Source organism: Thermoproteota archaeon, assembly GCA_030130125.1.
In the GTDB taxonomy this organism is placed as follows: domain Archaea; phylum Korarchaeota; class Korarchaeia; order Korarchaeales; family Korarchaeaceae; genus Korarchaeum.
Map to the genome: position 1 here is coordinate 13,399 of JARZZM010000017.1, position 11,320 is coordinate 24,718.

The 11,320-nt window shown below is 51.5% G+C and carries 12 protein-coding genes; 10 read left to right on the top strand and 2 right to left on the bottom strand.

What is annotated here, in order from left to right; genetic code table 11:
- The first annotated feature begins 11 nt into the window (after window positions 1–11).
- Genes QI197_03610 through QI197_03635 form a run of 6 tightly spaced genes read left to right on the top strand, consistent with a single transcriptional unit; the run spans window position 12 to window position 5,805 of the window.
- Window positions 12–323, top strand: a complete 312-nt coding sequence (locus QI197_03610; GenBank protein MDK2372447.1) for a V-type ATPase subunit subunit G family protein — start codon at window positions 12–14, stop codon at window positions 321–323.
- Window positions 301–942: a V-type ATP synthase subunit E family protein gene (locus tag QI197_03615; protein MDK2372448.1), complete on the top strand. Its 642-nt coding sequence runs from the start codon at window positions 301–303 to the stop codon at window positions 940–942. The genes QI197_03610 and QI197_03615 overlap by 23 nt, the downstream gene beginning before the upstream one ends.
- A 2-nt stretch (window positions 943–944) precedes the next feature.
- Window positions 945–2,732, top strand: coding sequence for a V-type ATP synthase subunit A (locus QI197_03620; GenBank protein ID MDK2372449.1), 1,788 nt, complete (start codon window positions 945–947; stop codon window positions 2,730–2,732).
- A 1-nt stretch (window position 2,733) separates the two neighbouring features.
- Window positions 2,734–4,140 carry a V-type ATP synthase subunit B gene (locus tag QI197_03625; protein MDK2372450.1) on the top strand — a complete coding sequence of 469 codons (1,407 nt, stop codon included), beginning with the start codon at window positions 2,734–2,736 and terminating at the stop codon, window positions 4,138–4,140.
- 2 nt (window positions 4,141–4,142) lie between these two features.
- A complete protein-coding gene (locus QI197_03630; GenBank protein ID MDK2372451.1) occupies window positions 4,143–4,760 on the top strand; it encodes a V-type ATP synthase subunit D in 618 nt (205 codons plus the stop codon).
- Window position 4,761: 1 nt separating this feature from the next.
- Window positions 4,762–5,805 (top strand): V-type ATPase subunit, encoded by a 1,044-nt coding sequence (locus QI197_03635; protein ID MDK2372452.1) that lies wholly within the window; start codon window positions 4,762–4,764, stop codon window positions 5,803–5,805.
- Window positions 5,806–5,931: 126 nt separating this feature from the next.
- On the opposite strand, the gene QI197_03640 is transcribed toward QI197_03635, so the two are convergent.
- Together QI197_03640 and QI197_03645 are read right to left on the bottom strand one after the other, a co-directional pair.
- A complete protein-coding gene (locus QI197_03640) occupies window positions 5,932–6,258 on the bottom strand; it encodes an ATP synthase subunit C (protein ID MDK2372453.1) in 327 nt (108 codons plus the stop codon).
- Between the two features lie 73 nt (window positions 6,259–6,331).
- A complete protein-coding gene (locus tag QI197_03645; GenBank protein MDK2372454.1) occupies window positions 6,332–8,737 on the bottom strand; it encodes a V-type ATPase 116kDa subunit family protein in 2,406 nt (801 codons plus the stop codon).
- Between the two features lie 79 nt (window positions 8,738–8,816).
- On the opposite strand from QI197_03645, the gene wecB reads away from it, so the two are divergent.
- Genes wecB through QI197_03665 form a run of 4 tightly spaced genes read left to right on the top strand, consistent with a single transcriptional unit; the run spans window position 8,817 to window position 11,320 of the window.
- On the top strand, window positions 8,817–10,187 hold the full coding sequence (gene wecB / locus QI197_03650; GenBank protein MDK2372455.1) for a UDP-N-acetylglucosamine 2-epimerase (non-hydrolyzing): 1,371 nt from the start codon (window positions 8,817–8,819) through the stop codon (window positions 10,185–10,187).
- Window positions 10,188–10,191: 4 nt separating this feature from the next.
- Window positions 10,192–10,431: a DUF131 domain-containing protein gene (locus tag QI197_03655; GenBank protein ID MDK2372456.1), complete on the top strand. Its 240-nt coding sequence runs from the start codon at window positions 10,192–10,194 to the stop codon at window positions 10,429–10,431.
- Window positions 10,428–10,700, top strand: coding sequence for a hypothetical protein (locus tag QI197_03660; GenBank protein MDK2372457.1), 273 nt, complete (start codon window positions 10,428–10,430; stop codon window positions 10,698–10,700). The genes QI197_03655 and QI197_03660 overlap by 4 nt, the downstream gene beginning before the upstream one ends.
- Window positions 10,694–11,320, top strand: a complete 627-nt coding sequence (locus QI197_03665; protein ID MDK2372458.1) for an orotidine 5'-phosphate decarboxylase — start codon at window positions 10,694–10,696, stop codon at window positions 11,318–11,320. The genes QI197_03660 and QI197_03665 overlap by 7 nt, the downstream gene beginning before the upstream one ends.

Genomic DNA, 11,320 nt, shown 5'->3' on the forward strand with positions numbered 1-11,320 from the left:
AGGTGAGAGAAATGCCGAGATTGGTTGAGGCCATTATGGAGGCCGAGAAGGAGGCTGCCAAGATCATTCAGGAGGCCGAGGAGGAAGCCAAGAGAATGATCGAGGAAGCCGAGGAAGAGGCAAAGAAAATAATCGAGGAGGCCAAGAACACTCCGGTGGAGGTAGCGGTAATGGAGGATATCGAGAGGGAAGTTAAGGAGATTGTTGATAGGGCTAAGATGAAAGCTGAGGAGCTAAGGAGGGTGGCATCCGAGAGGATGAGTTCCCTCGTCGATGAAGTCGTTAGGGAGGTGCTCGAGGGTGAGTGGGGAGGAAGTAGTTAGCGTGGATAAGGACTCCGAGGCCATCGTCAGGGCTATCCTCAAGATGGCTGAGGATAGGGCTGATGCCATCAGGAAGGAGGCCGAGAAGAGAGCTAAGGAGATAATCGAGTCAGCCCGGAGAAAGGCGGAGGAGATACTGAGATCCAAGAGGGAGAGGGCAGAGAGGGAGATGAGGGAGGAGATTGCGAGGAAGAGAAGCGCTGCTGAGGTAGAGGCTAATCAAATAGTTCTCATGACCAAATCCGAGCTGCTGAGTGAATTCTTCAGGAGAGTGCACGAGAAGCTGGCCGCTATAGCCGATGGCCAAGAGCCGGGATGGAACTACGAGGAGATACTGACGAGATACTCGCTGGAGGGGGCGAAGGTCCTAGGAGAGAAGGAGGTACTCCTCATGGGTAGGGAGAAGGATAAATCCCTGCTCGAAAAGGTAGCTAGGAAGTTGGAGAAAGAAAATATAAAGGCCTCCGTTGACGAGAGAACGGTCCCGGTCATCGGAGGGGTCGTTGTGAGGGACAGTAGGGATGAGAGGAGGTACTACAACACCTTCGATGGTAGGCTGAGGGCCTACAGAGAGACCAAGGAGATAGAGATAATAGGGAGATTGTTTGAGGGGGTGTAAGCTTGTCCGAGTTAGTTTATGAGAGTAAAGGTATTATCGTCCACATAAAGGGTCCCGTAGTAGAAGCCGAGGGAATGAGGGGTGCTAAGATCAGGGAGGTCGTTTACGTCGGAGAGGAGAGACTCATAGGTGAGATAGTCAGGATAGAAGGGGACAAGGCGATAATACAAGTCTACGAGCCCACTGGTGGAGTGAAGGCGGGTGAACCCGTCGAGAGGACTGGAGAGCCCCTCTCAGCTGAATTAGGGCCGGGGCTACTGGGTCAGGTCCTCGACGGACTGGGCAGGCCCTTAGAAGTCATAGCCGAGAAAGCTGGCGGTCCATTCATCACTAGGGGAATTAAGGCGCCCACCCTCTCTAGAGATAAGGAGTGGCAGTGGACCCCCTTGGTCAAGCCTGGAGACGATGTCGTCGCTGGGGATGTCCTAGGAACCGTCCCAGAGGGCTCCATCACTCACAAGATAATGCTCCCACCGACCATAGAGAAGGCCAAGGTTATAGAGGTCCTCCCTGAGGGAGACTACACTATAGAGGAGCCTGTAGTCGTGGTGGAGCACATAGGCGGTAAGGAAGAGGTTAAGATGTATCATAAATGGCCTGTCAGGACGCCCAGACCTTTCAGGGAGAAGCTAGCCCCCGTAGAGCTTCTAGTAACCGGGCAGAGGGTGATAGATACTTTCTTCCCCATAGTCAAGGGAGGCACCTCCGCCGTGCCCGGCGGCTTTGGCACCGGTAAGACGGTGACCCTTCACCAAATCTCGAAGTGGGCAGATGCGGATGTCGTGGTATACGTGGGTTGTGGAGAGAGAGGTAATGAGATGACCGATCTGCTACACACTTTCCCAAAGCTGGTCGATCCCAAGAGCGGGAGTCCTCTGCTGGAGAGGAGCGTCCTCATTGCCAACACCAGTAACATGCCAGTCCCTGCTAGGGAGGCCAGCATCTTCATGGGGATTACTTACGCCGAGTATTACAGGGATATGGGGCTTCACGTGGTTCTCACGGCAGATTCGACCTCCAGGTGGGCTGAGGCGCTGAGGGAGCTTAGCTCTAGGCTTGAGGAGATACCATCCGAGAGAGGGTATCCAGCCTATCTACCTGACTACATAGCCTCGTTCTACGAGAGGGCTGGTAGGATTAAGGTCCGAGGTAAGAGGGACGACTTAGGGTCCGTCGCCGTTATAGGGGCCGTGAGTCCCTCCGGGGGAGACCTCAACGAGCCCGTCACCCAGCACACCATGAGGTACGTAGGTGCCTTCTGGGCTCTGGACAAGGACTTGGCGTTCAAGAGGCACTTCCCATCCATAAACTGGCTGAGGAGCTTCTCAAAGTATACTGGTGGATTGAAGGAGTGGTGGATCAAGCACACCGGACATGACATGATGGCTTACAGGGACAAGGCCATGGCCCTTCTTCAGAGGGCCTCCAGCTTGGAGGAGGTGGCCAGGGTGGTGGGGGAGGCCGCTCTCTCCGATGAGAACAGGCTCGTCCTCCTGTCTGCGGAGCTCATCAAGGAGGGATTCTTGGTGCAGAACGCCTACCACGAGGTAGATACCTACTGCTCCCCGAAGAAGCAGGCCCTCCTCCTGAAAACACTGTTGGAGTTCTACGATAGAGCCAGACCCATGATAGATGCGGGTGTTCCCATATCGAGGATAGCTGAAATGAAATCGCTGGGTCTCCTCAGGAGGCTCAAGTTCGTGCCCGAGGAGGAATTCGAGAGCGCTGTCAAGGAGGCTATAGCGCAACTTGAGGCTGAGATATCCTCCCTGCTTGCGGAGGTGAGATGAGATGTCCGTGTACGGTCTGACCTTCAAGGGGATTGATCAGGTGAAGGGACCCCTCGTCATAATGAGGGGTGTCCCTGGGGCTGCTTACGAGGAAGTGGTCAGGATATACTCCGAGGATGGCAGGGAGTGGTTCGGTCAGGTGCTGGAGGCCGGTAGGGATAAGGTCGTCATACAGGTGCTGGGAGACACTGAAGGGCTTGATTCCAACGCCATGGTCAAGTTCACTGGCTCGACCTTAAAGATCCCTGTATCGGACGAGATGCTCGGTAGAGTGTTCAACGGCGCAGGTGAGCCGATAGATGGAGGCCCTAAGATAAGGGCTGATGACTACAGGGACATAAACGGCGCTCCCATAAATCCGGCCAAGAGGGACTACCCGGACGAGTTCATCGAGACCGGTATATCCGCCATTGACGGGATGTTGAGCTTGGTCAGGGGTCAGAAGCTTCCGATATTCTCCGAGTCCGGATTACCTCACAACGAGGTAGCCGCTCAGGTGGCGAGGCAGGCGGTCGTCCCTGGAAAGGCTGAGAGATTCTCCATAGTCTTCGCGGCAGTAGGTCTGAAGTACGATGACGTTCTCTTCTTCAGGAGGCAGTTCGAGGAATTCGGAGCGCTGAGCAGGTCCGTGCTCTTCCTAAACCTAGCTAATGATCCGGTCATAGAGAGGATAACCACCCCGAGGGTCGCCCTGACCGCTGCTGAGTACCTAGCGTTCGACTTGGGTATGGATGTCCTAGTCATAATCACGGACATGACCAACTATTGCGAGGCGCTGAGGGAGCTCAGCTCCGCTAGGGAGGAGGTACCAAGCAGGAAGGGATATCCGGGATACATGTACAGCGACCTAGCGAGCATCTACGAGAGGGCAGGCAGGATAATCGGCAGACCTGGCTCCATAACCTTTATGCCCATACTGACGATGCCCGGTGGGGACCTCACCCACCCCATACCAGATCTCACTGGCTACATCACCGAGGGCCAGATATTCTTGGACTTGGATCTCCACAATAGGGGCATCTATCCTCCGATCAACGTCCTGCCGAGCCTTAGCAGGCTCATGAAGGACGGTATAGGTCCAGGAAAGACGAGAGAAGACCACAAGGAGGTCTCAGATCAGCTCTACGCCGCTTACAGCCAAGGTACCAAGGCTAGGGAGCTCGTCCAAATAGTAGGCGAGGCGGGACTTAGCCCGAGGGAGAAGCTGTACTTGGAATTCGCTAGGAGGTTCGAGAGGGAATTCGTGGCCCAAGGCTTCAGGGAGAGGAGGAGCATAGAGGAAACGCTGGACATCGCTTGGGACATACTGTCCATACTGCCCGAGGCTGAGCTGACGAGGATAAGCGAGAAGACCCTCAACAAGTTCCACCCGAAGAGGAGGATCGCAGCCCAGGCAGAGGGTGAGTGAGATTGAGCTTCCGCTCCGTGGGGAGGGTCCTCCCCACCAAGGGGTTTTTGATCCGTTTAAGGGAGAGAACGCGACTCCTCCGCTCGGGAGTCGACGCTCTCAAGATGAAGAGGGATCAGCTGGTCAAGGAGAGTCAGAACTTACTTCCGGACCTTAGGAGGAGGAACGAAGTCGAGAAGAAGTTAGAGAAGGCCTACAAGCTCCTAAGACTGGCTTATGCTGCCGCCGGACCCGATGAGATGAGGAAAGCGGCCTTGCTGACTATGCCCCTCCTCACGGAAATGAAGGTGCGGAGCGTCATAGGCGTGGAGATACCTGAGATAGAGATAAGGGAGTTCGCTTTGGCTACCTCCCCCTCCTTGAACGCAGTGGTGATAGCCGCCGCTAGAAAGTTCTCAGAGGCAATAAAGGAGCTGATGCCGCTAGTAAACTCCGAGGCCAAGTTCGAGAGGCTAGCTGCGGCTCTAGCAGATACAATGAGGAAGGTGAATGCTCTGGAGAAGATAATAATACCTGACCACGAGGCCGCCATCAAGTACATCGAGGAAGCCCTGGAGGAGGACGCTCTGGAAGAGTTCCTTCGTGTAAAGAAGTATAGACAGCTGAAAAGAGGTGTTTGAGATGTTAAAAGGTGCGAAGAGGAAGTATCTAGTTGTAAGAACGCACGGTTTAGCCTCTCACTTGACTGATCCGGAGGACATAAGGTCTTGGGTGTTTTTAGAGGATGAAAGGGCTCTCTTCGATAAGCTATCTCCTACTGCCTATGGAAGCTTTTTCGAGGGACCCGAAGATTTGCTCGATGCTCTCAAGGTAGAAGAGGTATGCTTGAGAGTTAACTCAATAAGAGCTAGGAAGTTGATCTCCCTCTCCAGAGGGACGCCAATTGAGGATCTCATCAAGGCATTCATGAGTAAGTACGATATAGAGAACTTGAGGAGGATAGTTTTCTCGTTGCTATTCGGAGGTAAGAGGAGAGAGCTGAGGCTCTTACCCGTGGAATACTACGTAATGGATGTGGAAAAGCTGTCTAAGGCTGATAGGCTTGAAACACTACTGGAATTGTTGGAGGATAGGAGACTAGTTATACTGCTGTCTTCGTGGCTCTCCTCCAGTGAGAGAGATATCACTGAGATAGATCTAGCCTTAGACAGGTACTATATGGATCGTCTTGAATCTCAACTTAAAGCCATGAAGATAGGCAAGAGATCCCCTACCTCATTACTACTCCACTCTTACATGGAAAACGTGCTCCTGAGGAACCTGCTGAAGGCTAAGTATCTAGGGGTGAAGAACGATTTACTCGCTAAGGTGTTCTCTAAGCTGCCTTTTAGAAAATTACTTGAAACTGCTACGAAAACAGATAGTTTAAAAGAATTCCTAGACGAATTAGCGAACTTAGCCTCATATAGGGCGGTTTCCATAGAAATAGATGGAGCTATGAAAGAGGTCGGAGAGCCGTGGATAATAGAGCATGTCATAGCTAAGAAGACCTACATAGACTCACTCAGAATATCTTTGAAGGGATCCATGACGGAGGCATATGTGCTCATGTACCTGATAAGCTCTGAGTGGGAGTCTCAGAGTATAAAGACGATCTTACTCGGGAGGATGAGTGGGGTAGACCCTGAAGTTCTATATAACCTGCTGGCCCCTCCCACTGAGTGATATTTTTCTTTACCACCAATTTGAAATTTCCCTTCTCAAGTACATCCTTGTGTACTGCTTATTTACCCATAAAGGAGAAGGATAGAGGGCAGGTATTCACTCGTATATAAATAAATTTGGGAGGATTCAGCCTCCCAGTATGAGGAAGGCTACCAGCAGACCGTAAACTGCCACTCCTTCTGCCAGACCTCCCAATATAAGGACCTGAGTGAATGCGTTCGGGTTCTCGGCGAGGAGAGCGCTACCACCTATGGCCACACCGTACAGAGCTATTCCAGCGGCGATGGTGCTTCCAATAATGGCGACGGCGGCTCCTATAAACTTTAGACCACCGGCTCCAGCCGCGGCCTCTTCAGGTGATGCAGCAGCACTTACAATCGACAGAGGCAGGAGCAATAGGGGAATTCCTAATATCACATATGACAGCAGTTTTTTCTTCCTCGTGTTGACCATACGATCACCCTTGCATATCTCGATCTGGTGGAGACCTCTGAGTGCATGGTTACCATTAATAAAAAATTTGTTATCAGGAGAGAGCAGGCCCGAGAAGCTCGGAGACCCTCTTGAACTCCCTCCCAGCCGCCTTGTAGAATTTCGAGAAGAACTCATAGAATGTCAACCTAGTGGCTTGTATGAATGAGAGCATTCCTTCGAGCCCCATAACTGCTATGTTCATGAACACGAATCCTATTAGGGCCCCTGGAGCTACTAAAGATCCCAGATCGGATAGAGTCGCGATCTCCTTACCGAGTATAAGCTGCGCCGTTAGGACCCCGAAGACCTCGTGAATCACCGCGAAGGCAGCCAACCTGATATAGGACAGTGAGTTGCTGAAGAGAGCTAGCACACTCTCTAATAATGTTGCGATCATTTCTGACATACCCTCTCCTATACCGTGTCCTTCCCTCACAGCCCTTATCACGGGAGCTGTAGCTGTTATAGATAGAGGTACTACCATTGATATGAACAGCGGATCGGTTATTGTACCCATTATATCGGCATTATTCCTGATAACGGCGTAGACAGCGCCTGCATACATGATTAGTGTCGTAGCTCCCTTATACTCGAATAGCGCGGCAAAGATATCCCCCTCCAGAAGTTTGTTAATGGTGTTCATGACGAAGCCGACCATTAGTTCGAAAGCTCCGAATAGAAGAGCGACAGCCATCAGCCTCATGGTATCATGGAGGGGACTGAGTATAGGATGTTCAGTGAATTCCATGAAGTAAATCATGCCGTATAGATAGCCAAAGAATGCTGCCGCCATTCCAGAGTAGATTAACAGACCAGCCAGTTCCTTCATTGCTCCTCTAGATCTACCCCATAGCAGAGCACCAAAGAGGGCCAAGGTGAGACCATGACCCACGTCACCGTACATCATCCCGAACATCAGTGGGAAGAATATCGCAGTTATTGGCGTCGGATCCAGCTCCCTTATCGATGGCAATCCGTAAAGCCTGTGAGTTAGTAGACGGACAGGTCTCAGTATTGTAGGCAATTTGACCTTGGAGGGGACTCCTTCGCCCTTTTTCGGCTCTTCTAACTCCAGAGCCACGTAATTACCCAGTTTATCCTTAATGCTCCTCTCGAAGTCGTCGATTTTAGATGAAGGGACCCATCCTGATATCACCGCTATCTCCTCACCTACATAGGTCATTTTCTTCAGTTTCTGCAGAATTGCCCTCGGTTTCACCGAGAGTGCCTTCGAGGCTAGCTTGGCTGCAGTTTCCCTCACCTTTAAGAGCAGTTTTTCTGCCTCCTCCTTCAGCTTGCCCACCTCTTCCTTGTTGCTGAGTACTTCTAGTTTCTTGATCTCCTCCTCTAGCTTACCTTTCTCAGAGATTATCGGTTTAGCTCCCTCTATAAGCTCGGATACCCTCTGTTCAGCTTCTCCTGCTGCTACCGCTTTAATAGTAAGCATTCTATCTCTAAGCCTGATAAAGGTCTCTCTTACGTTAGCGATAAGTTTCTTAGCTAACTGAAGCTTTTCCCTTATGGTGCCCTCCCTTCTACTTATCTCGTTTTCTAAATCAGCTATCTGCTGTGTAACCTTAGCTATCGCTGGCTCTCTCTCAACCAATAGAGGGCTCAACTCCGGAACCTTCCTTACAGTGTCTCTCATCTTATTCCAAAGACTTTCCACGGCTTTGAGTTCGGATAATTTGTCTTTCCTCACCATGTATCCTTCTATCTCCCTACTTATTTCTTCAAGAATCTCCTTGAGATCTTGTGTGCCTCGTTTAACTTCCTCTATCTCCTTCTCTTCCTTCAATTCGTCTTGTACCGCCAATAATCTTGCCTCTAACTCGGATAGGGGCTCCAGTAGATTCCTCAGGATCTCTCTTATATCGTTTATGGACATGGAGGGGTTTAGGGCCGCATTTACTAGCGAAGAAGCCCTCAGGAGATCCCTATCTATTTCTAGCAGCATTCTTCCCAGTCGCAGCTTTGCGGGATTTTCCTCAGTTATCTCAAGAGCTGCCGCGTAGTACTCCTTTATTTTCATCTCGAGCTCCTCGAGCTTCTCCTCTAGCTCCCTCAATCTATTAGCCCTTTCTTTAAGCAAGGATTTCGCCTTCTTTGCTAGCTCAAGCTCTTTCCTCAAGGAGAGGTACTTTCCCACCAATTCATCCAGTTCCGAGATCAGCTCCTTGTGATCAACGGTCTCTGGAATTTTATTAGAAGTAGCCTGATTCAAGATATCCTCTAGGGATATTCCAGTTAACGCGCTCGCTCTTTCTAAAGCCCTGATTATTTCTTCGTAAGCATTTAAATCTGGAGTTTCTAGGCCCTCCGGAGGTTTGACGCCGGGGAGTCCCTCTGGGGGTTCTACGTGGACATCATCGAACTCCATGAGGGCCTCTGCCATATCGTCCACATGCAGTTTAGTTGTGTAAGCGTAGAATCGGACTACCTTTTCCGGCTTGAGCATGTAGATCACCTTTCAGGTGTCTGGTAGGTCCACCTCCGTTTATTAAAAATGATTACAGGTCATGGAGAAGCGAAGGAACATGAGGTTGCTTCTGTCGGTGGGCACTAGACCCGAGATCATCAAGATGGCGCCTGTATACGAGGCTCTATCGCGTATAAAGGGTGTAGAGCTGTTTCTAGTGCACACTGGGCAGCATTACGATTGGGAAATGAGCGATGTATTCTTCTCCGAGCTTGGACTCGACGAGCCAGACCTCAACTTGGGCATAGGATCGGGAGATCAGGTGGATCAGACTGCTAGGGTTCTACATGAGATGGGAAAGGTTGTGGAGAACTACGAACCGGATGCCGTCCTGTCGGTAGGTGATACGAACTCCGTACTTGGAACCGCTCTGGCTGCTTCCAAACTAGAGGTTCCCTTCATACACATAGAATCGGGGCTCAGGAGCTACGATTTCACGATGCCGGAGGAGATAAACAGGAGGGTCGCTGATCACCTCGCGTCGCTGAACTTCGCCCCCACCCCCAGAGCATTCTCCAATCTCAATGAGGAGGGCTATCCCCCTGAGAGGATTGTACTGAGCGGTAATACCATAGTTGACGTCGTCGAGAAGATGTGGGGCAACATTAGACGATCTAGCATCCTGAAGGAATTGGGTCTAGTAGAGGGTGAGCCCCTCATGACCATCACAGTTCACAGAAAGGAGAATGCCGACAAGGAGTACAGAATGCTGGGGATAGTGAAAGCCCTGAGGGAATTGGATGAGCTGACCATAGTATGGCCCCTGCATCCGAGAACTTACAAGAGGCTGAAGGCTTTCGGTCTGTTGGGCGAATTGAGGACGTTGGAGCACGTGATGTTGATCGAGCCTCTAGGCTACATAGATTTTTTGAGGCTTCTCTCGGCCTCGGATGTGGTGGCTACCGATTCCGGTGGGGTTCAGGAGGAGTCGGCCACCCTGAAGAAGCCCTGCATCATATTGAGGGATAACACGGAGAGGCCTGAGATAGTTGAACTGGGATTCGGCGAGGTAGCGGGCGCCAATCCCTCCTCCATAGTGTCAGCGGTTAGAAGGTTCCTCTACGAGGAGGAGGTTAGGAGGAGGATAGAGGGCCTTCCCAATCCGTTTGGGGACGGTACGGCATCCAAGATGATAGCCGAGGTCCTCTGGAGGATCTGGGATCTAAGGTCCTTGAGGCACGAATCACCCCACTTCAAGGGAGGTTCACCGCACTACGTGGCTTTTAAGGTAGAGGGGAGATCCAAGTCCAGAGGAATGACCGTTTCCCAATTCATAGAGGTTACCGGGTACGAGGTCATTTCTATATACGATCCATCCGGTTCCCCCCTCCCCTTTGGCCCGAGCACGCCTTTAATGGATGGGGAGATAGTTAGGGTCAGGGGGGATCCGTCCAATTATCCCAAGCTCGCTAAGTTGATTGGGGGGTGAGATCTTGAGCCCTCTAGACCTCATGGGAATTCTCCTAATAGTTATGGGGCTTGTGCTAATCGTGTTGGCGCTGCTACTGCCATCCCGGAAGTTCGGAGACTACAGCGTCGGTGGAGTAATACTAATAGGGCCCATACCCATAGTATTCGGTAAGAACATTAGGACATCGCTCCTCATCGTACTAGTAGCAATATCCATCCTGCTGATGCTGACCATGATCGTCCTCATGGGGGCTTGGTCATGAGCGAGATAGATGAGAAGATATTCGTCAGGGTGTTCTTGATCTTCATGGGAGTGTCCCTCGTCATGATGGGCTTCATGGCCCTGATGATCTCACACTCCACCGAAGCTAGTTCCGGTGGAGGTTTCGTGGTGATAATAGGCCCCTTTATCTTCGCCGCTGGGGAGAATATTCCCCTGCATATCACTGTGACACTGATCCTGATCTCGCTAGTTTTAATTCTGGCACTCATTTACGTGGTCAGGAGATGGATGGGGGGCTCGGAATGGTAGAGGTGTTCCTGTCGCTCGACCTGACATCCTTGGACGAGGCTATTAGGATAGCTGAGCTGGCGGTGGGGGCTGGCTTCAGGGAGATCGAGGTTGGAACTCCACTGATAAAGGCTGAAGGAATGAGATCCGTGAGAAGGCTCAGGGAGAGATTTCCTGAGGTTAAGCTGTTCGCTGACACTAAGACCATGGACACGGGGTACCTAGAGGCGGATCTGGCCTTCTCCTCCGGTGCCGATCTGATGAGCGTGATGGCCGTGTCACCTGATGAGACGATAAAGGAAGCGGTCAGGAGAGCGGAAGAATCCAGAGGAGAGGTACTGGTGGACACTTTAGGCCTAAGAGATGTGGTGCCCCGTTTGAAGGAGATCATAGAGTTCGGGATACACAGGATATGCCTGCACAGGGGGGTTGATGAAGGGGTATTCTCCGAATACGAGTTGCTAGACTCCGCTAAAGAGCTGGGAGTCAAGATAGGTGTCGCCGGTGGTATAAACGAGTCTACCATAGGGGAAGTAGCTAAAAGAGCCGATTTCGTCATGGTGGGGAGGGCAATAACGAAGTCGGGCGATCCGAGGAGTGCCGCCATTAGAATCCTGAGGGGTGCGGGCCTCCTGACTTGA